The 19,957-nt window shown below is 35.8% G+C and carries 22 protein-coding genes; 7 read left to right on the forward strand and 15 right to left on the reverse strand.

Annotated elements, in window-relative coordinates; all coding sequences use genetic code 11:
- Positions 1-114 precede the first annotated feature (114 nt).
- The gene (locus K332_RS0117535) at positions 115-687 is read right to left on the reverse strand and encodes a DNA-3-methyladenine glycosylase I (RefSeq protein WP_026908645.1); all 573 of its coding nucleotides are present in this window, start codon (positions 685-687) and stop codon (positions 115-117) included.
- On the reverse strand, positions 671-1,519 hold the full coding sequence (locus K332_RS0117540; RefSeq protein ID WP_026908646.1) for a sulfurtransferase: 849 nt from the start codon (positions 1,517-1,519) through the stop codon (positions 671-673). Before K332_RS0117540 ends, K332_RS0117535 begins: the two co-directional genes overlap by 17 nt.
- Positions 1,520-1,684: 165 nt before the next feature.
- Between K332_RS0117540 and pepT the strand changes: the two genes are divergently transcribed.
- Positions 1,685-2,902: a peptidase T gene (pepT, locus tag K332_RS0117545; RefSeq protein ID WP_425414467.1), complete on the forward strand. Its 1,218-nt coding sequence runs from the start codon at positions 1,685-1,687 to the stop codon at positions 2,900-2,902.
- 27 nt (positions 2,903-2,929) lie between these two features.
- On the opposite strand, the gene K332_RS0117550 is transcribed toward pepT, so the two are convergent.
- Positions 2,930-4,126, reverse strand: a complete 1,197-nt coding sequence (locus K332_RS0117550; protein WP_036689241.1) for an MFS transporter — start codon at positions 4,124-4,126, stop codon at positions 2,930-2,932.
- 59 nt (positions 4,127-4,185) lie between these two features.
- Complete coding sequence (locus K332_RS0117555; protein WP_026908649.1) at positions 4,186-5,205, reverse strand: serine hydrolase domain-containing protein; 1,020 nt, start codon at positions 5,203-5,205, stop codon at positions 4,186-4,188.
- 180 nt (positions 5,206-5,385) lie between these two features.
- On the opposite strand from K332_RS0117555, the gene K332_RS0117560 reads away from it, so the two are divergent.
- Positions 5,386-6,447 (forward strand): D-alanyl-D-alanine carboxypeptidase family protein, encoded by a 1,062-nt coding sequence (locus K332_RS0117560; protein ID WP_026908650.1) that lies wholly within the window; start codon positions 5,386-5,388, stop codon positions 6,445-6,447.
- A gap of 32 nt (positions 6,448-6,479) precedes the next feature.
- Here K332_RS0117560 and K332_RS0117565 read toward each other — a convergent pair whose 3' ends face one another.
- From K332_RS0117565 to K332_RS0117575, 3 genes are all read right to left on the reverse strand, one after another.
- The gene (locus K332_RS0117565; RefSeq protein WP_026908651.1) at positions 6,480-7,034 is read right to left on the reverse strand and encodes a histidine phosphatase family protein; all 555 of its coding nucleotides are present in this window, start codon (positions 7,032-7,034) and stop codon (positions 6,480-6,482) included.
- A 16-nt stretch (positions 7,035-7,050) separates the two neighbouring features.
- Positions 7,051-7,509 (reverse strand): SRPBCC family protein, encoded by a 459-nt coding sequence (locus K332_RS0117570; RefSeq protein WP_026908652.1) that lies wholly within the window; start codon positions 7,507-7,509, stop codon positions 7,051-7,053.
- Between the two features lie 190 nt (positions 7,510-7,699).
- Entirely contained in the window at positions 7,700-8,152 is a 453-nt protein-coding gene (locus K332_RS0117575; protein ID WP_026908653.1) for a DUF2269 family protein, read from the reverse strand.
- Between the two features lie 229 nt (positions 8,153-8,381).
- Between K332_RS0117575 and K332_RS0117580 the strand changes: the two genes are divergently transcribed.
- A complete protein-coding gene (locus K332_RS0117580) occupies positions 8,382-8,945 on the forward strand; it encodes a nitroreductase family protein (protein ID WP_026908654.1) in 564 nt (187 codons plus the stop codon).
- 222 nt (positions 8,946-9,167) lie between these two features.
- Here K332_RS0117580 and K332_RS23740 read toward each other — a convergent pair whose 3' ends face one another.
- Both K332_RS23740 and ddlA read right to left on the reverse strand, forming a co-directional pair.
- A complete protein-coding gene (locus K332_RS23740; RefSeq protein ID WP_084288097.1) occupies positions 9,168-9,305 on the reverse strand; it encodes a YrzI family small protein in 138 nt (45 codons plus the stop codon).
- A 479-nt stretch (positions 9,306-9,784) separates the two neighbouring features.
- Positions 9,785-10,885, reverse strand: a complete 1,101-nt coding sequence (gene ddlA / locus K332_RS0117595) for a D-alanine--D-alanine ligase (protein WP_026908655.1) — start codon at positions 10,883-10,885, stop codon at positions 9,785-9,787.
- Between the two features lie 195 nt (positions 10,886-11,080).
- Here ddlA and K332_RS22835 point away from each other — a divergent pair, with 195 nt between their 5' ends.
- From K332_RS22835 to K332_RS0117620, 3 genes are all read left to right on the forward strand, one after another.
- Positions 11,081-11,635 (forward strand): hypothetical protein, encoded by a 555-nt coding sequence (locus K332_RS22835; RefSeq protein ID WP_051359519.1) that lies wholly within the window; start codon positions 11,081-11,083, stop codon positions 11,633-11,635.
- A gap of 554 nt (positions 11,636-12,189) precedes the next feature.
- A complete protein-coding gene (locus K332_RS24890) occupies positions 12,190-12,705 on the forward strand; it encodes a CotY/CotZ family spore coat protein (RefSeq protein ID WP_084288100.1) in 516 nt (171 codons plus the stop codon).
- Between the two features lie 650 nt (positions 12,706-13,355).
- On the forward strand, positions 13,356-13,691 hold the full coding sequence (locus tag K332_RS0117620; protein WP_026908657.1) for a thioredoxin family protein: 336 nt from the start codon (positions 13,356-13,358) through the stop codon (positions 13,689-13,691).
- Positions 13,692-13,710: 19 nt separating this feature from the next.
- Here the strand turns inward: K332_RS0117620 and K332_RS0117625 are convergent, their stop codons facing one another.
- The 6 genes from K332_RS0117625 to K332_RS0117650 are packed head-to-tail and all read right to left on the reverse strand — an operon-like array spanning position 13,711 to position 18,921.
- Entirely contained in the window at positions 13,711-15,042 is a 1,332-nt protein-coding gene (locus K332_RS0117625; RefSeq protein WP_026908658.1) for an ABC transporter permease, read from the reverse strand.
- Complete coding sequence (locus K332_RS0117630) at positions 15,039-15,731, reverse strand: ABC transporter ATP-binding protein (RefSeq protein WP_026908659.1); 693 nt, start codon at positions 15,729-15,731, stop codon at positions 15,039-15,041. Before K332_RS0117630 ends, K332_RS0117625 begins: the two co-directional genes overlap by 4 nt.
- A gap of 14 nt (positions 15,732-15,745) precedes the next feature.
- Positions 15,746-17,014, reverse strand: a complete 1,269-nt coding sequence (locus tag K332_RS0117635) for a hypothetical protein (protein WP_026908660.1) — start codon at positions 17,012-17,014, stop codon at positions 15,746-15,748.
- A gap of 4 nt (positions 17,015-17,018) precedes the next feature.
- On the reverse strand, positions 17,019-17,849 hold the full coding sequence (locus K332_RS0117640; protein ID WP_026908661.1) for a hypothetical protein: 831 nt from the start codon (positions 17,847-17,849) through the stop codon (positions 17,019-17,021).
- On the reverse strand, positions 17,846-18,535 hold the full coding sequence (locus K332_RS0117645) for an ABC transporter ATP-binding protein (protein ID WP_026908662.1): 690 nt from the start codon (positions 18,533-18,535) through the stop codon (positions 17,846-17,848). The genes K332_RS0117640 and K332_RS0117645 overlap by 4 nt, the downstream gene beginning before the upstream one ends.
- Entirely contained in the window at positions 18,532-18,921 is a 390-nt protein-coding gene (locus tag K332_RS0117650; protein ID WP_026908663.1) for a GntR family transcriptional regulator, read from the reverse strand. The genes K332_RS0117645 and K332_RS0117650 overlap by 4 nt, the downstream gene beginning before the upstream one ends.
- Before the next feature lie 243 nt (positions 18,922-19,164).
- Here K332_RS0117650 and K332_RS0117655 point away from each other — a divergent pair, with 243 nt between their 5' ends.
- Entirely contained in the window at positions 19,165-19,920 is a 756-nt protein-coding gene (locus K332_RS0117655) for an exodeoxyribonuclease III (RefSeq protein WP_026908664.1), read from the forward strand.
- The last annotated feature ends 37 nt before the right edge of the window (positions 19,921-19,957 follow it).

Below are 19,957 nucleotides of genomic sequence, written 5' to 3' on the forward strand. Positions count from 1 at the left end.
TTCACAACTTAAATTATTAATAAAGTTACCGCGCAGTTTACATCAACTGCGCATAACACCCACCCACTCTGCAGCTATTCACGCTACAGTACACGGTCTTTCCCGGCGCATAAATTATTCTACGTACAGAAAGCAATCTTCTGTATGGTCATTTACCATTCCAGTTGCTTGCATATATGCGTAGCAAATAGTTGGGCCTACAAAATTAAAGCCACGTTTTTTCAAATCCTTACTCATCGCTTGGGAGATTTCTGTCTGGGCAGGTACATCTTCACTGCTCTTCCTATGATTTAGAAGTGGCTCTCCGCCGACAAAACTCCATATATATGTATCAAAACTTCCAAATTCTTCTTGAATCTTTAGAAATGCCTTAGCATTGGAAACTACTGAGCGAATTTTCCTTTCATTACGAATGATTCCTTCATTCGTTAAAAGCAATTGAATCGTATCCTCATCATAATTTTTGATTATAGTTGGATCAAATTCATCAAATGCTTTTCGATAATTTTCCCTTCTTCTTAGGATAGTAATCCAGCTAAGCCCTGCCTGGGCACCTTCTAAAATTAGCATTTCGAATAACTTCTGGTCATCATGAACCGGTCTCCCCCATTCATTATCATGATAATCTCTGTATAATAGATCATCTTCAGGGGCCCATGTGCATCTATTTTTAGTCATTTGTTTCATCCTTTGTTTCTACTTCATTTTCATCATAAGAAATCCAGTCGCTAAAACTTCCTGGGTATAGCTTAACATCTTTAAATCCAGCCATTTTTAGGGCGATCACATTTGGCGTTGCTGAAACACCTGAGCCACAGGATACAATAATTTCCTTCGTCTTATCCAATTTTGCAAAGTGGCTCTCTAATTCCAGATTACTTTTCCAATTTCCGTTTGCATCTAGTACATTCATCCAGAAGTAGTTTTTAGCACCCGGAATATGCCCTGCTTTTTTATACATAGGTTCGGTTTTACCTAAATATCGATCGTACCCTCTCGAGTCAATCAGCGTTGCTTTCTTACTAGTTATATTCTGTCTAATTCGCTCCATGTTTACTATTTCATCAGAGCGCACATAGGGAATAAACGTCTTTAGCTTTTTCTTTAGGACTTCTTTTGATACAGGACGCCCCGCTTTCAACCAAGCATCAAATCCACCGTCTAGAATATACACTTGATTATGACCCATATAATATAAATCCCACCAGAAACGAGGTGCAAACATATCATTTCCTTTATCATAAACAACAACCGTTGTATCTTGGTCTATTCCCGCTTGTCCTAATTTTTCTGCAAAAACAGCTACATCTGGTAATGGGTGATTTCCGCCATGTTTAGCAGGTTTACTTGATAAATCTTCTTCCAAATCAAAATATACTGCACCAGGAAGATGTGATTCCTTGTATGCTCTTTTCCCCGCTTCTGAGTCATTTAATTGAAATCGTGCATCTACAATCACAACCTCTGGATTGTTTGTTATTTTTTCTACTAACTCTTCCACATTAATTATATAAGACATAAAAATCCTCCTCTTTTAAGCTGCTATTATACTAGTTCGCCATAGATTGTTTATTTTCCTTTTCTACCTCAATTTTTACGTTTCCTAATTATTTCGGAATACGGTATAATTATTTCTATATTAAAATAATTTATCTACAAGGAGCGAATGACATTGAGAGACGATATGATTAAACGATTTACTACATATGTAAAAGTAGATACACAGTCCAATGAGGATAACGATACAACCCCCTCAACACCCGGACAACTAGAGTTAGCAAAATTGCTAGTTGATGAGCTGAATGAAGTCGGCATGGAAGAAGTAACGATCGATGAAAATGGTTATGTATTCGCAACCTTACCTTCTAACACGGATAAGGAAGTACCCACCATTGGATTTCTTGCACATGTCGATACTGCTACTGATTTTACTGGAAAAAATGTTAAGCCACAAATCGTGGAAAACTTTGATGGTAATGACATCGTTTTAAACAAGGAGCTTAATGTAGTACTATCTTCAAAAGAATTTCCAGAGCTACCAAGCTATAAAGGACACACATTAATTACGACAGATGGAACAACATTACTAGGTGCTGATAATAAAGCTGGAATTGCTGAAATCATGACAGCGATGGATTATCTAATTAACCATCCGGAAGTTAAACATGGTAAAGTCCGTGTCGCCTTCACACCAGATGAGGAAATCGGTCGTGGACCACATAAATTTGATGTGGAAAGATTCCATGCCGATTTTGCTTATACTGTCGATGGTGGTCCACTTGGAGAACTACAATATGAGAGCTTTAATGCTGCAGCAGCAAAGGTTATATTTAAAGGGAATAGTGTTCATCCAGGAACTGCTAAAAATAAAATGGTGAACGCTGGAAAAATGGCTGCAGAATTCGTTAATAAATTCCCAGACCAAGAATCTCCAGAGCAGACAGAAGGATATGAGGGTTTTTATCATCTTATCTCCATTAGTGGCGATGTAGAAAATACTCGTGTTTACTACATTATTCGTGATCATGACCGTGAAAAGTTTGAAAATAAAAAAGCGACACTAACCAAGTTTGTTGATGAAATGAAAGAAAAATATGGTGAAGCTAGTGTCGAGCTAGAAATGAATGATCAATATTACAATATGCGTGAAAAAATTGAACCTGTAATGGAAATCGTTGAGGTTGCAAAAGAAGCTATGACAAACCTTGATATCAAACCTATTATTGAACCAGTACGTGGTGGTACAGACGGCTCCCAATTATCTTATATGGGGCTTCCAACACCAAACATTTTTACCGGTGGAGAAAACTTCCATGGTAAATTCGAATATATCTCTGTAGATAATATGGTTAAATCATCCGAAGTTATCGTAGAGATTTGTAAATTATTTGAAGCAAAGTAAGGTCAAAAAGCTATCCTAAGACATACCCTAGGATAGCTTTATTTTTATGAACATTGATAAGAAAAAGCCAATTATCAACATAAATGAAAGAATTAAGAATGTCGTAAAATAACTCCCTACTTCCAATAAATAGATAGCTATAATTGGTCCAAGCATAGCACCTAAAAACAGGATAAATGCATAGTAAGCATTAGCTAGTGCCCTTCTCTCTCCGCCTAGCTCTCCTATCAACACCATTACTGCTGGGAATATCAATGATATACCAAATACATACATAATACTCATCAGAATCAGAAAGAAAATACTACTTCCGATTCCAAGAAGTAAAAGTCCTGAGGCTGACAATGCAAGACCAATCCTTAAAGTTGTGAGTACCCCAATCTTGTTGACAATCTTACCTACAAATGGCGATATCAACATACCGATAATTCCAATAGCACGAATCCCTAAAATCTCATTATCATTCAAATAAAATGGCTCACCACCCAAAAAACTCCCTAACAACGTATACATTCCCATAAACGTTAACAAAAGCGTAATTGTAATGATATAAATTAATTGGAAATTCCGTTGTCTAAAAATCAACCTACTTTGATATAGATAAAATCGAATTCCCTCTTTATGACTTGGCTTGTTTGGTGTTGGAAAAAGAAAAAGTACAGCTAAAAATGTGATGAAATACAAAGCTCCAAAAACATAAAAGACCACTTCCCAACTTCCCCATTGATACATTAAATCCGCAAGCACTTGCCCAACTATCCCTGATGTTACGTAACCAAAACTAATAAATCCAATAGTCGTCACAAGCCTTTTCGAAGGTATAACATCAAAAGCATATGCCAATGCAGATGGTGCAAAGGTAGAAGCTATAAATCCCTGAAGTCCTCGAAGTGCTACAAGCCCCCCGAAGCTAGTCGTCATCCCAATTATTGGCGTTACAACCGTTAAGGATGCTAACCCAAACAAAATAACTGGTTTTCTTCCAATTCGGTCTGCCAGTGGTCCAAACAATAGGAATCCAACAGCATAAAAAAAAGAAAACGAGCTGCTAGTCCAAGCAGACATCGTTTTCGAAATATCAAACGTTCGTTCAAAGACAGAAAAGAGTGGTGTCGTCACATAGGCACTTGAGACCACAATTAAAGCACACCAAAATAAGATAAACGTAATCAAAGCTGTTGATTGTTTCTCAGATGCCTGTCGCAAAGATGCTACTCCCGCCATTTCTCCACTCCTCTAAATGTCTCTCTTCTAAAGATATGAGATAGTGGGGAGAAATGTGCCTACCCTAGGATCACTTCTTCTATCGCTAGCATGATATCAAAGGCTCCATCACTTTTGTTTGAAGTAACTACTACCTTATGACCATCCGGATACACCGCAGCATGAAAATTAACACCAGGATCATATCCCATGACATGTTGCCTTATTATTTTCCCTTCCTGCTTATTCATCCAGATTCCGTATCCATAGTACTCATCTTCATCACTTTCAACATGTGGTGTAAGGAATTTTTTAGTGATTCCTTCCGATAAAAGCTTATTTCCAACTAATGCATCCCAGAATTTCATCATATCGGAAGCAGTGATAAACGCACCACCATCCGCACCACCTTTGACTGGTATGGAGTAGATATTACTTTTCCAAGCTCCAGACTCTTCATCATCGATATACCCAATTGCAGTATCCTTTGGTAATTGGTCTAACGAGAAATAGCCCGAATGGTTCATACCAGCTTTTGCAAATACTTTGGTTTCAACAAAATCAGTAAAGTTCATTCCAGAAATTTGCTCAATAACCAACCCCAAAACGATATAGCCAGCATTATTATAATGGAATCTTTCACCAGGTTGAAAGAGCATTTCTCGGTTTTGAAACATTGGCAGAAAGTCTTTTGGACTTCGCATCGTATACATTGGCCGTTCTAACCAAAGCTCAGCAAAATCCTCCATGACAGACTCATCAAAGTAATCTGGTATTCCGGAAGTATGAGTAAGTAAATGGTGGATTGTAATATCCTTTGAGTAATGAGGGAAATAAACATCCAAACATTCCGACAATTTAGTTTGAAAGGATATCTTTCCTTCATCCACTAGGATACCAATTCCCACTGCAGTAAAAATTTTGCAACCTGACGCAATTCCAAATCGAGTGTTTAGCATATTTTCCAATTGGTCAGACCGATTAGAATACCCAAATACTGATTCATGAATAACTTCATCATGATGATGAACCTTTATTACCCCTGAAAAACCTACCTCTGAGACGATTTCTTCAACTTTTCTATCTATTAATTTGTTCATTATGCTTCTCCCTTTCCAATTTGAAAAAGCACAATTAAATCCCTGCATAATTAGTATACTATATAGTTACCAATAATATCCACCTAGACCTTTTTACTATTTTCGTAATTTATAACGATATTAGCTCCTCTTAGTAGTATAATAGTTATGATATTTATTGTTCCAAAAGGAGAGACCACCATGATTAACATCAAAGGTTTTTATATACTTATTATTAGTTGCTTTCTATTGTTTTTAACTGCATGTAGCCAAAATACAGATAGAGGTATAGAAAAGGCTCCATCTGACAGCATTTCTGAAAATGAACCGATAGATGAGCAAGATACAGAAACTGAGGTTGAAGAGCCAATAAGGGAAGAATTAGTTCTCCCATCCCAAGAGCTACAAAAGGGTGATCAAGGTAAAGATATTCTCGCTTTACAAAAGGCGCTAACAAAAATAGGTTACGAAATCACTTCTACAGAAATATACGATCAAGAATTAGTTTGGGCAATCACTGATTTTCAATTACAATCAAAAGAACTTCTTGCTTCTGGAATATATGATAAAGAAACAAGCTCTGCTTTAGAAAGCCTTATAGAACAGGAACTAACTATAACTCCTGGTGAGGGATTAAAATTTAAGCAAGACGAATTCTTAGATGATGACACAGTTGTTATTGGCAATCCTTATGATGTGCTTGCTCTAGTCAATAAACAACATGCACTTCCAAAAGACTATGTTCCAAGCGATTTAATATTCCCTGATGTCCGCTTTCCATTTGTGGAGGAATTACCTAAAAAGCAAATGCGTGAAGTTGCTGCCAACGCTCTAGAAAAGTTGTTTGCTGACGCGGAACAAGAAAATCTAGATTTATATGCACAATCTGGTTATCGTTCCTATGAACGACAAGACGTGTTATTTGCTTCCTATGTCAGTAATCATGGCGAAGAGGAAGCAAATATCTTTAGTGCTAGGCCAGGTGAAAGTGAGCATCAATCAGGATTAACAATGGATGTTACTAGTCCACATGTTAACAATACGCTTGTAGTAGAATTTGGTGAAACAAAGGAAGGAATTTGGCTTGAGGAACATGCTCCAGAATATGGTTTTATTATCCGCTATCCTAAAGGAAAAGAAGATATTACAGGATATCAATATGAACCATGGCATTTACGCTATGTTGGTGTTAAAGCTGCAACTGAAATTATGGAACGAGGAATTACGTTAGAAGAATATTTAGATGAAATACTTGCTAATTAATAATAAGGATATCTTGTTTAGGGACTAATCCCTTACAAGATATCCTTATTTTGTTGCCACAGTCTTTGGATAGAGGCGTTTTCAAGTTCTAAAAGGTAGACATCCGGATTAGAAAGGTTCTTCCAATCATCATAGCCAAAACTAGGCTGAAAGGATTTTAATAATAATGCCATTAGGTTACCATGTGTTATTATTACGATATTTTCCCTTGTATCCTCCTGAAGATTCCTAATTACTTCAATGCCTCGATTCATAGCTTCCCGACTTGATTCTCCACCGTGATAGGAAAGATCCAAATCATCGAAGCTCATTTTTAGTTTCTCCTGCCAATCGTTCAAGTTTTTCGTACTCAATAACCTTTCCGATAATCTACTATCAATTTCCATGTCAATTTTTCTTTGGTTCGCAAGTGGACGTATCGAATCAATAGCTCTCACGAAGGGACTTGTAATGATACGATTGATTTCTATAGTAGAGAAAAAATGGACTAATTCTTCAGCCTGTTTAACACCTTCATCTGTTAATCTAGCTTCACGTTCTTGCCCTTCAGCCTTACAGTGCCTCACAAGATAAACTCTTTTCCCCATATTAACCTCCAAAAAACTATTTTTTATCTTCCGCTTCAGCAACTCGCTTAACACGTTCCACAAACTGTACTACTACCTTGTCACTGTTAGCTAGTTTAACTAGCATTTTCATAAACCACTTCAATGGATTATTCGTAGTTGTATAACGGAAATATGTTTTATTATCATCTAACTTTTTTAGTTCATATGCAGTAGTAATCTCAACTACATTTGCTAGATTAAACCCAACTTTTACTCGCTTATAATCCTCAGCATTCTCATATTCCAGCGTTTCCACGTCATATTCTTGTACCCTTTTACCCTCACGATACTTCTGCCGATAAACTGTTCCAACACCATTCTCTGTTTCCTTTATTAGCTTATTCTCAACGACATTAGGCATAATTTTTTGCATATCCTCTAGATTTCCATCTAGAAGCTTCCATACCTGGTTTATTGGCGCATTAATTTCTATATCCTTTGTCCACTCTTTCATTCTAATTCTCCTATACTTTGTATTTTCTCCATTTTAACATAGCTTTTTTCTAGAGAGATATTTGATTTATACAGCTTTGGTCGTTTAGTAGGCGAAATCTTCAGAAGTACCTTGATACAATCCGATATTTCCTATTAGATTCACCATGAAAAGAAGAAACGCCCCAAAGACAAATCCCGGGACGTTTCTATCAAAATGGTTTTACAATCATTAACACAATAACAATCAAGAAAATAGCATTCTCCAATCTTTCCACAAAGAACAATTTCTTTGCCATTTCCTCATATTCAGCTGGAATCTCTTCCCCTTCTGCTTCTTTTAATAACCTTTTAATAGGCTTTGATCTAGGCGATAGCAATAGTGGGCCAAATGCCAGAGCAATGAGAAATAGTACTAAACTAGTTACATACCATCCTTGCTGAAATAGATAAGGATTAATAGCTCCCATTAAAAGTCCTGACAGTAAAAGTAAAGTTCCTCCAACCATCGTAAAGATATGAAGTCGATTTCGAATGACATATGAATGTCTTAGTTCAGTTAAATTAGAGGTTTTTGAAACAACAAGGATCATCATAAATCCTGGACCCATTCCTAAAATCGCTGAAAATATATGAATAAAAACTAGAATCTCATAAAATGACATAACACAACCTCCAATATCATTTCTCTATTTCTATGATACACCTTTTTCAATTCAACTGTACGTGATAAAAATCACATAATATGAAACATGAAAGCTGTCTCCTTACACTGTAGATAATATTTTCCCGTGTGAGTTTGCTTTTCTATATTAAATCATATACTATGTTAATTGAAAATGATTATCAGTCGCAAATTTGTACTATATCATACAACACAAAGGGGTGTTAGACATGCAAGTACTTAAACAAGAAACAGAAATAGCCGAGGTTATAAGAGAGCGCCGCTCCATAAAAAAAGGATATAACAATCACTATGTAAAAGAAGACACCGTTACAGATTTATTAGAGGACGCCATCTGGGCCCCTACCCATGGAATGAGACAACCTTGGAGATTTGTGTTTATTGGTGAAAACCAAAAACAGGAATTTGCTAAAAGAATTGCAAGTACTTATCCTGAGGAAAGACAAGCTAATCGGGAAAGTTATTTAAATGAGCCAAGTGCAATTCTTGTTGTTATCATGGAAAAAGGCGATAACCAAAAAAAGCAGGATGAAAACTTTGGGGCAACTGCTTGTATGATTCAAAACTTCCAGCTTCTTGCATGGGAACGGCATCTTGGTGTAGTTTGGAAAACTAATCCTCATATTTATGACTCAAAAGTGGAGGAAATTCTTCAAGTGAATGAAGAAGAAAGAATTGTCGGTTTCCTACATATGGGATATTTTGATGAGTTACCTACAAAGAAAGAACGTATTCCGGTGAGAGATAAATTTAGTACGTTTCAAGTGGTTTAGAACATCAATAATTAAATAACTATAGGGTTAACCCCGTTCTAAGTGAGAACGGGGTTATACTTATAATTTTTTAATATCACTTTAGATTCTCTTCATTATAAAAAGCAAAAGTTTGTAAAGCCAGTTAGGTAGTGTCTTTCTCCACCCATAAAACTGCCTTTCGTCCTTGAATTATATACAGCATTTTCATTCCACCTTTCTTATTTTTTTAATAACACATGATTATCGAAAAGTATAATAATCGATTTTTCTTTTGTTCTCTTCATAGATTTTTTGAACACTTTCATTATGAAGTGCTTCCTCTAGAGAAGTTTCACGTTTCCTAATCGTTATCGTGAAAAATAAAATATTTAGCGTCATTCCAAATCACCTCCTTATAATTACCCAACAAATAGAAAAAACCGCAGAGAGACACTCCACTGCGGTAAAAAAAGGCACAAAAATACCGCAGGGGCACGCTTCTCCCTGCGGTATGGGTATGCTTAATTTCATTAGAAAAACTCGTACTCACTAATCCTTTTGTGAATTAATACGTTTTTCTTAGACTTCGGGAAAGTTTATAAACTTCCCTACCTTGATAAAAAGTCTTAAGCGATCCATTCCAATATGGTCGAATGCGTAATTATTAATTTTTCTGAAGTTGTTGCTTGTGACATCATTTTTTTGTTAACCATCATTTCATTCGACCTCCTTAAGAATTTTTTAACTCACGTGGTAATTATATCCACTTTCATACTGTTTGTAAACAACTTTTGCCTAATTTTCTAAATATTTTTAGAGAACACTATATAAGGTACCCAAAATATAGGGGACTTATCCTGGCAGACAAAACTCTTTTTTTATTCCCAAACCGTGCTTTTTAAATTTGCATTATTTTCATGTCGTTCAATTGCTAAGTCAATTAAGCGACTAATTAATTCCGTATAAGGGAGACCACTGATTTCCCATAGTTTTGGATACATACTTATTTTCGTAAAGCCTGGTAATGTATTCACTTCATTTACATAAAGCTCATCGTTCTCCGTTAAGAAAAAGTCGACACGAGCTAAACCTTCACACTCTAATGTCTTAAACGCCTCAATTGCAGCTTTTTGAACCTTCTTCATTTGTTCGTCCGTTAATTCAGCTGGAATTGCTAAGTCAGCACCTTTTTCATCGATATACTTAGATTCATACGAATAGAATTCCGTATTCGGTAAAATTTCACCTGCGATAGATGCCACCGGTTCATCATTACCTAGTACAGCACATTCTACTTCACGTCCAACAATATTTTCTTCAATGACTACTTTATGATCATATTGAAATGCTGATTCAATTGCAGCCTTGAATTCTTCTTCTGTCTTTACCTTACTTACTCCTACAGAAGATCCTTGGTTCGCTGGTTTAATAAACATCGGTGTTCCGAGCATCTCACTTATTTCTGCAAAGTTTAATTTATCCTTATTTGGGCGTTTAACCGTGATCCCTTTAGCAACATTAATACCCGCAGCATTCATCAGTCTTTTAGCAACATCCTTATCCATACATACTGATGAACCTAAAACACTTGGACCGACAAACGGTAAGTTTGCCATTCTTAGCATTCCTTGTAAACTTCCATCTTCTCCAAGTGTTCCATGAACAATTGGAAATACCACATCAAGTTGCTCAAGAGACACAGCACTTTCAGCATGAATGAGTTGATTCTCAGAAGTTCCAGGTACAATAGCCACATTATCATTAGATTTATTTAAAGCAATCAATTTAGGGTTCTCAGCATCTAATAAATAAGAGGATTGGTCATTTAAATGCCATTTTCCCTCTTTATCAATTCCAATTAAAACAACGTCATATTTTTCTTTGTCAATTGCATCTACAATATTTTTAGCAGATTGTAGCGAAACTTCGTGTTCTGCAGACTTTCCACCAAAAATGATTCCTACTTTTGTCTTTTTCACGTTAGACGTCCTTTCTATTACTAACTAAATGAATAAAGTTTTCCATAAAACTAAAATAGCATAGTTTGGCTTGTTTTTAATAGTATCTACTTTAAAAATACCCAAAAAGTATTTATATACCGCCATAGGGTATATCATATTCTTCTCCACTTATGAATATAGTAACCAGGGACAAACAATCAAAGGAGTGGGCAAATGTCATACATTTTATTCTTTATTCTAAGCCTATGTACATTACAAATTATTGGTGTCATTCTTGTCAATTTAATTTATCGAGAGTATTTACCATCCATGCACGGGATGATTATATCCATGTCACTAGGTATGATGACTGGACTTCTATTTGGTACAGTATTAGGTTTACTATTAATGGGTGACTTGTTCACGTCAACAGTTATATCTATACTTATTGGCCTCTCTATAGGATTCTTTGCAGGCCTACCTTTTAATCTTTCAGCCGTCATTGAAGGAGGTGTTTCTGGGATCATGGGAGGCATGATGGGTGCTATGCTTGGTGAAATGATTCCCATGTCAAATCCAGACGCGATGATAAAATTAATGACATTCTTCACTGTTATGATTCTACTACTTCTATCCTATTTAACTGAAACTTCCATTAAAAATAAAGAGCTAAAAATACCTATTATCGTAAGTAATTATCCCTTTTTATATGTTTTTGTTATAGCAATATTATTCTTCCTTTTAAGAGATGTTTCTGTCATTACAATTGAGGACCAGCAATATCATTAAAGTCTTTGATACGTAAGCTAAGAAAATACTAGTAAGGTTAGTATGATCATTATACCAGGATGCTTGCTGATTGTTCGCACCAGGCTAACTGATGCATTTATGTACATGGTTTGGAGGTGTTTTTTCACCTTCGTTTTTTATAGTCCATCCTTTTTTCCTGTATCCTCAATTCATTAGCTAACTTTCTAAAACCTAGTAACGTTATTATAATACACCATAACCATTTTCCCCACTTAACATAATTAGGTATCCTACTAAAATTTATGAGGGTAGAATAAGACAGTAATAGTAAAAACGGAGCCAGTAACTTCTGGCTCCCAGTGTCATAGATAGGGCTAAAATCTATTAACCCACCATGAGTAGAGTACTATATAACTATTCCCCTAAACATGCATCAGTGTTGGCTTTTGGCTTGATAAAACAGCACAAATTCTCTCAATTCTAAGGATATGTTACTCATTTTTACTAGAAATAGACTAGTAAACAACCATGATAGTTACTAAAACATAAATTGTAGTGTAATAACAAATTTGAGTAAAAAGGAGAGAAATAGCATGAGTTGTTGTTCAAATGGAAAGAACTCGGATTGTGTTTGTCATGTGGTTCGAAAAATCGTCGAAGCTCAGAATGAAGTAGCTGCGGCACAGGATGACTGCTGTACGACTGGTTGTGAGCAATCCATCAAACAATTGCTTTCCCCATCAACCGGAGGGAATGGTAACGGTCCAACTACAATCCCATTCCTGTTATACTGCAAGAGCGCTTGTGACATATTCATTGCCAGAGGTATAAGAGACAATAGTCCTTCAGGCTTCGAGTGTGTCGAAACACCAATATTCAAAGCTAAAAAATTAAAGCATGGATGCTGTGTAGAAGTAGAATTACTAGACTTCGAATACCAACCTTCAGAATCATTCACACCACCAAACCATCCACCTAATAATAATTGTGGCATCATTCCAGTCGGTGCAAACCAATTAGTTGAAACCGGAATCTGTATCACATTAGATTTAGATTCCTTTAGTGGTATCCAATGTCTAAATCCTACTACCCCACTACCACAGGCTTGATAAGGACTCATTGAAAAAATGGAACCTCCGTTCACACTAATGTGATTGTGAGGTTCCTTTATTATTCTCCTTAATCACATTGGTATGAAAGGATATTTTCTATAGATTGTTGGTAGTACATAATTTGTATAGACTGTGCGGTAACAATTTTCCTTGATTCTTACTTAGTGAAAGTTTGTGCGATGACATCGCTCCGGCAGAATACTCCGCTTTCCGCGGGCACGGCCTCAGCCTCCTCGCGGGAAAAACGCCGCTGCGGGGTCTTCGGACACGTGCTATTCCCGCAGGAGTCTCCGTATTCTGCCTGCGCTAGTATTGGTTCTCTAATTAAAGTTAGTTTAATGACGTGATAAGTGAAGTTAATGAATTCAATCTAAACTAGCTCCGGAAATACACGGAGACTCCTATGGGAGGACAGGCATAGGTGAGACCCCGCAGTGCGAAGCGCGAGGAGGCTCAACAGCCGCCCATGGAAAGCGCAGTGTATTTCCGGAGCGGGTTTGATGCACTACCAAAAATAATTAGTTACCGCACAGTTTCCATCTACTATGAAGGAACAACTACCATCGTAAAAAAGATAAAATAGTTGCATACAAAGAATTGGATGCCACAAGCCCATTCGGATATAGTAAATATGGGAGGAATGAAAGATGAGGCAATTTACGGATATACATTCAATAGGGGCAATTGATGATTTCATTGAATCCAATTCACTAGCGTTTATATACATTTCAAGACCAAGCTGTAGTGTCTGCCATGCCCTTATGCCCCAAGTTCAAGAATTAATGGTTTCATACCCAGAAATAAAAATGGCACATATTAATACAGATGAAGTCGAAGCAGTTGCAGGGCGGCTTTCTATTTTCACTGTTCCTGTATTGCTTTTATTTGTCGATGGAAAAGAATATTTAAGAGAAGCTCGAATCGTTCATATGGATTTGTTTAAGGATAAAATTGATAAGATATACAGAAATGTGGTTGGATAACACTATCCAACCACATTTTTTAAATTTCTCTACGCATTGCTTTTAACACATCAATCTGTGTTGCTCGTTTTGCTGGTCGCATTCCTGATAGGATGGTAATCACCAAGCAAATCGTAACAGCTATTAGAACAAGACTCCATGGTATAGCTGAGAATTGCAGTCCCTCTGGCATTTCTTCATCAAATGCCGTTTCTAAGATCAACGGTAATCCTATATTCACAACCACACTAGTAGCATACGCAACAATGGTTCCAATAATGGCACCAATAACACCAATATAACTACTCTCCAATAGGAAGATTTGTTTAATCGTTTTTGGATTGGCACCGATAGCTTTCATAATACCAATATCTGGTGCCCTTTCCGTTACTGCCATAGTCATTGTATTATAAATTCCAATTGATGCGATGATTAAAGCAATTGTACCAACTAATATTAATCCTGCTTTTGCAATTGTAAATAAAGTATTTATTTGCTTCATTTCGCTAACAATAGAATAGGTTGCATAATTTTCTTCATCTAAAGTATCAACAATACCTTGTACGGATTCAAGACTTTCTGCATAGACATTAACTTGATCAAAAGTCTCCAGATGCCCCGTGACCTTATTCTCTGGATCAACAACAATTTCTCCACCTGCAGTACCTGTAAATGCTTCAATCTGATGGAAAACTTCTTGTGAGATATAGACATCTTGATTTAGCATCCATTCTCTACCAGGCTCTTCTAATACTCCTACAATTTTCAATGGAATCTCTTTTGTAACTTTTCCCTCTTCATCCTGCTGTACTGTCATAGTGATAGTTTGGTCCTTTACTTCCCCTTTGAATTGAAACTCTTCCTTCACCTCGCCAGTTTCAGCATCATAGATATCCTCATCAGTTTCCATGTATAATGTATTAGAAAAATGATAACCAACAACTACTTCATTTGGATTTTCAGGCAATCTTCCTTCAGCAAGCTTTAAGCCTGAAGCTATTTCAGATGGAAAGTGAGTAGAAACCGCCATTGTCTCAGCTTTATAGCCATCTATAGTGTAGGTAGGTAATTGTCCTAATTGAATTTTTCTAGTAACTGCTTTTACATGGTCAACCTTCTCCAACTTTTCTATATCTGCAACTGTCATAGCCTCGAATCCATTTTCTACTTCTTTTCCATGAACTTGTATTTCTGTTACAACTTGATCCTCTAGTGTTTCTTTTACAACACTTTGTTGTAAGCCATATCCAATTGATGCAAGAACAATTAGAAAGGCACATCCCATGGCTGTAGCTAAAATGGTCATGAAAGTCCGAGCTTTATTTTTCTTGATATTTTGACGAATAAAGCGATATTTATCTTTTAATTTCATATAGCAGCGCCCCCTTTCATCACGCGGCCATCTTTTATGGAAATAGTTCGATGGCCAGTTTGTGCAACTTCTTCATCGTGAGTAATGATAAGGAAGGTGATGCCTAATTCTCGATTTAACTTTTGTATAATCTCTAAAATCTCTGCTTCTGTTTCACTATCTAAACTACCAGTTGGTTCATCTGCTAGGATAAGTGTTGGTTCTAACACTAATGCCCTTGCGATACTCACCCGCTGTTGTTGTCCTCCAGATAATTCACTTGGATAATGGTCTTTAAAATCACCTAGGCCAACTTTTTCCATTAGCCTTATAACCTTCTCTTGACGTTTCTTTTCATCTTCACCTTTCAAAATTAAGGGTAGTTCAATATTTTGATAGGCTGTCATACTTGGAATCAATTGAAAGCTTTGAAATATAAACCCTATATGTTTAAGACGAAAGTCAGCAAACTTTGCCTCCGAAAGTTCAGAAACCTGTACCCCATCAATCCAAATATCACCCTCTGTTGGACGAATGAAACCACTAATTAAATTTAATAACGTGGATTTTCCAGAACCACTTTTTCCTACAACAGAGACGATTTCACCTTTTCCGACTTCCATTGTAATATCTTTTAAAACTGGTAAAATTACTTTTTGATCTTTTTTACCTAATTTAAAATGATGACTTAATTCTCTAATTTGAATCAAGTTTTCTCCTCCAATCATTCGTTTTTAGTAATGGTATAGAATTGTAGTGAAACGTCACCACTCTTATCTTCATCATTTTCAAGAACAATTTCACCCTGATATAAAACTTCGCCGTTCGTTATATCTCCAACAAATATTTTTGTGGATTTTTGCATGTCGTTATCTAAAACATAAAGCTTATCGTCTATCAAGTTAATACCATAATCTTCCGCTTCCATACCCAGTTCCTTTAAATCAAATGTTTGTTGTGTATCTATTTCTAAATTATCAAGATTAAAGCTTAATACAACTAGGTTATTTCCATCTTCATAGGTTATATAAGCATGTGTGTCCGATACAGATCCATCAAGGTGAATTTCATTTGATAGTAGTTTATCGTAATGATTTTCTGGTATTAGTAGTTCTTGTTGCTGATTGGTTTTTAAGTCATAAACATAGAATTTTCTTTCCATTAACTCTGTACTTATTTCCCCCTCATAATCATCGCTATGATTAACTTCTTTATATTGACCTATATCTTTTTGCAACAACAGATTATCTGTCGAGTCAATTGCACTAAGATCATTTAGAAAGGTTAAGTTTGACCACTTATCCTTATCGCTTTGTTCAAGTGGGTCAAATAGGGTTTGATCACCAACAATTTTTTCTGAAGAGATATCCATTGTATATACTTTTATATCATTAACATATTGGTCATTTAGATAATAATTCACATTGACAATTACCTTCAATTCTTTTTTATCCATATGAACTTCCAATACGTCTACATATTGAATCTCATCCATCCCGGGTAAAATTGTTTGGAATGAAGTAGATGTATTCGACTCTTTGTTTAAAACATCTACTTCTAAATGATATGTTGGTAGAAAATTCGGAGTCCAATCCGATACTTCAGCACCTACATATGCAAGATAGTCATCATTTTCAAAGTATGAGGAAGATTGATATATTTTCCCCCTCATAAAGTTTCGATACTTATCCTTGAGTTCCGTTGCTTCATTAGGCGGGAAGCGGGGGTCTCGTTTTTCAAAATAGGATAACTCTTCGTAGTAGGTCGTATTATCGAGTGATACCATTAAAGCACTAGAATATTGATCCCCCTCGTAATAATCGCCACTTATGGTCATATTCTTCAATATGGTTTCATCACCACGGATAGTTTTTATTTCTAACTCCGGAAATTGACTAGCTATCACTAATGCTGTATGTACAAAATACGTTACAAGTATGGTGATAATAACAATTAACAAGATTATAAGCTTCCAAAATCGCTTTAATACCATCTCATCACACCCTTATCTTCTTATTCAACAAGTAATTACTTATCCAAACCGAACCAGCTATTACAATAAGTCCAGTAATGACCATAAGAATAAATAACTCAACTGGATAAAAGAATCCTTCTAAAATGGTCACCTGTAATAAAATTGGGGAAATAAATACAAATAACGAAATCCCCGCAAACAATATCCCAAAGAGGATTCCCTTAAGGCGAAAGCTTCTCTCAAATAAAATCCCTGTAAATATAACAAACACAGCCATGAACCCAATCCCGTAATTAATAAGGAATTCAATCAAAGTCGTAGGATAAAGAACACGCATATAATCAAAACCATTAATAATTTGATTAAGATTTTGACTTTCCATATACGTTGTTGGCACAATCAGCTTTGCTATTTGACTTTCAATCAAGATAAAGACCAACTGCAAAGAAACAAGTCCCAGAACCATTAAAAATATCGACGTTGCTTTCGCAAAAAACAAATTCATTCTTGCTGTTGGAAGCATGAATAGTCGATAAACAAACGTATTTTTACCAAACCAATCACGATACCAGATAAGAAAAACATAAATTAATAAAGAAGCGATACAAATGATGATTGGTCCACTAAACAATAAAGATGTTGTTAACGTACTGAATGAGAATGTTCCTAGGTTCATTTTGATCAATTCAGCTGTATTTCCTTCTAAAAGTAGACCCTCTACAGAACCCATATAGGTGTTTGACATCCATATTATGCCGACCGTTTGCATAACTAACGTTAATCCGATTAGTACGACATATAGCTTAAAGAAACGACTTAACTCAAAGTTCGTTAATTTTAAATAATTCTTCACGGCTGGTACACCTCTCTCATCACATCAATTATCGATTTACCTTCGTTTTCTCGTACCTCTTCTGCATTAAATTCTCTTAATACGACACCATCATTTAGAAGCACAGCTTTATCTATCAAATGCTCGATATCACTAATCTCATGTGTTGTAATAATGACGCTACGATTTTCCACTAGATGGCTTGTGAATACATCTGCGATTTGTTCCCGACTAAATATATCAATTCCTGAGAATGGTTCATCCATTAAGAGATAGTCCACATCCAGAGCTAGACCGAGAAGCATATTCACTTTTGCAGAATTTCCTTTTGAAAGCGTGGAAAGACGATCGTTTTTGTCCAACTTAAAGAATTCAATCATTTCATCTGCACGTTTTTGATTCCAAGATTGATAGAAGTCTGCCATGAACTGCATTGCGTCTGAGATTTTCATACTTGGTAACATGGTAATGGCATCCGGAATAAAGGTAATTCTTTCATAACTTTCTTTACGAATCTTTTCCCCGTCAATTAGAATTTCTCCACGATTAATTGGTGTTAGATTCATGATGGCATTTAATATAGTTGTTTTTCCAACACCATTAATTCCTATTAGACATGTAATCTCACCTTTATTTGCGGTAAAAGAAACACCATTCAATATCTTTTTTCTACCAAATCTCTTGGTAATATCTTTTACTTCAATCATCGGTTACCCTCCTGTTCATTCGGGTTTTCCTCATACTTTTTCTTTACTAAATTAATTGCTTCCTCTAACGGTACATTTATCGATTGAACAGCAACTATGAATGTACTTACAGCCTCTAAGATTAACTCTTCACGAACTTGCTTAATGATCATTTCATTTTTCGTAATTCTACTTGGTAGATTTCCCTCTGTAAAAATCAAGCCCTGTTCCTCCATTTCCTTATACGCTCTTTGTGCAGTATTTGGATTAATTTTCAACTTATTAGCTAATTCACGCCGTGATGAAATTTCCTGACCAGGCTCAAAAACACCTTTTGCAATTTGTTCTTTAAAATACCGAATGACTTGAATATAAACAGGTTCTCGGCTATTTAACTTTATATTCATAGCTACCAACTCCTATCTTTCTTGATGACACCATTACACCTCTGTATTAACCACCTAGTACACTGTTGGCAAAAATGTGTATTAACCGATTAGTACACTATCTAATGTGTATTATATGATTAATACACATTAGAAGTCAACATGTTCTTTTTAAATTAGCAAAGTCAACACCAATGACCGATTCAGCAGTTGATGTTATGATTATTAAATAAAGTAAAAGAGCTAGGATAAAGAGGGGAAATTATGAAATTAGTATCATGGAATGTTAACGGACTACGTGCATGTGTCCGCAAAGGTTTTTTAGATTATTTTAATGACGTTAATGCAGATATTTTTTGTATCCAAGAAACAAAACTTCAGGAAGGCCAAATAAATCTTGAATTAGATGGCTATTATCAATACTGGAATTATGCGGAGCGGAAGGGTTATTCTGGAACAGCGATTTTTACTAAGCAAGAGCCTATTTCCGTAAAGTATGGTGTAGGGGATCAGGATTCCCAATCGGAAGGACGTATTCTGACACTGGAATTTGATGATTTCTTTCTCATCAATATTTATACTCCCAATTCACAGCGTGATTTGGCAAGACTTGATATAAGATTAAAATGGGAAGATGCTTTATTTAAACATGTTTTAGCACATGATAAAATAAAGCCAGTTGTATTATGTGGAGATTTAAACGTTGCACATAATGAAATTGATATAAGGAATTATAAAATAAATTACGGAAATTCAGGGTTCACTGATGAAGAACGCGAAAAAATGACTCGTTTTCTAAATGCTGGTTTTATTGACACATTACGTTACTTCTATCCAGATCAAGATGGAATCTATACGTGGTGGTCCTATATGAAAACTGTACGTGAGCGTAATATTGGATGGAGAATTGATTACTTTATCGTATCTGAAAGAATCAAAGATAAACTGATTGACTCACAAGTTCATCCTACTGTCCTAGGCAGTGATCACTGCCCAATAGCATTAGAAGTTGATATGTAATATTCATTCGACAAATTACAACAAAATTCGGGAAGTG

The sequence above is a fragment of the Paucisalibacillus globulus DSM 18846 genome (assembly GCF_000482485.1).
GTDB lineage: Bacteria > Bacillota > Bacilli > Bacillales > Amphibacillaceae > Ornithinibacillus > Ornithinibacillus globulus.

What these genes read in the sequence shown, in the direction of transcription:
- K332_RS0117535 (WP_026908645.1), bottom strand. Translation starts at nt 687, where the DNA reads ATGAAACAAATGACTAAAAATAGATGCACATGGGCCCCTGAAGATGAT.
- K332_RS0117540 (WP_026908646.1), bottom strand. Translation starts at nt 1,519, where the DNA reads ATGTCTTATATAATTAATGTGGAAGAGTTAGTAGAAAAAATAACAAAC.
- pepT (WP_425414467.1), top strand. Translation starts at nt 1,685, where the DNA reads ATGATTAAACGATTTACTACATATGTAAAAGTAGATACACAGTCCAAT.
- K332_RS0117550 (WP_036689241.1), bottom strand. Translation starts at nt 4,126, where the DNA reads ATGGCGGGAGTAGCATCTTTGCGACAGGCATCTGAGAAACAATCAACA.
- K332_RS0117555 (WP_026908649.1), bottom strand. Translation starts at nt 5,205, where the DNA reads ATGAACAAATTAATAGATAGAAAAGTTGAAGAAATCGTCTCAGAGGTA.
- K332_RS0117560 (WP_026908650.1), top strand. Translation starts at nt 5,386, where the DNA reads ATGATTAACATCAAAGGTTTTTATATACTTATTATTAGTTGCTTTCTA.
- K332_RS0117565 (WP_026908651.1), bottom strand. Translation starts at nt 7,034, where the DNA reads ATGGGGAAAAGAGTTTATCTTGTGAGGCACTGTAAGGCTGAAGGGCAA.
- K332_RS0117570 (WP_026908652.1), bottom strand. Translation starts at nt 7,509, where the DNA reads ATGAAAGAGTGGACAAAGGATATAGAAATTAATGCGCCAATAAACCAG.
- K332_RS0117575 (WP_026908653.1), bottom strand. Translation starts at nt 8,152, where the DNA reads ATGTCATTTTATGAGATTCTAGTTTTTATTCATATATTTTCAGCGATT.
- K332_RS0117580 (WP_026908654.1), top strand. Translation starts at nt 8,382, where the DNA reads ATGCAAGTACTTAAACAAGAAACAGAAATAGCCGAGGTTATAAGAGAG.
- K332_RS23740 (WP_084288097.1), bottom strand. Translation starts at nt 9,305, where the DNA reads ATGACGCTAAATATTTTATTTTTCACGATAACGATTAGGAAACGTGAA.
- K332_RS22835 (WP_051359519.1), top strand. Translation starts at nt 11,081, where the DNA reads ATGTCATACATTTTATTCTTTATTCTAAGCCTATGTACATTACAAATT.
- K332_RS24890 (WP_084288100.1), top strand. Translation starts at nt 12,190, where the DNA reads ATGAGTTGTTGTTCAAATGGAAAGAACTCGGATTGTGTTTGTCATGTG.
- K332_RS0117620 (WP_026908657.1), top strand. Translation starts at nt 13,356, where the DNA reads ATGAGGCAATTTACGGATATACATTCAATAGGGGCAATTGATGATTTC.
- K332_RS0117625 (WP_026908658.1), bottom strand. Translation starts at nt 15,042, where the DNA reads ATGAAATTAAAAGATAAATATCGCTTTATTCGTCAAAATATCAAGAAA.
- K332_RS0117635 (WP_026908660.1), bottom strand. Translation starts at nt 17,014, where the DNA reads ATGGTATTAAAGCGATTTTGGAAGCTTATAATCTTGTTAATTGTTATT.
- K332_RS0117645 (WP_026908662.1), bottom strand. Translation starts at nt 18,535, where the DNA reads ATGATTGAAGTAAAAGATATTACCAAGAGATTTGGTAGAAAAAAGATA.
- K332_RS0117650 (WP_026908663.1), bottom strand. Translation starts at nt 18,921, where the DNA reads ATGAATATAAAGTTAAATAGCCGAGAACCTGTTTATATTCAAGTCATT.
- K332_RS0117655 (WP_026908664.1), top strand. Translation starts at nt 19,165, where the DNA reads ATGAAATTAGTATCATGGAATGTTAACGGACTACGTGCATGTGTCCGC.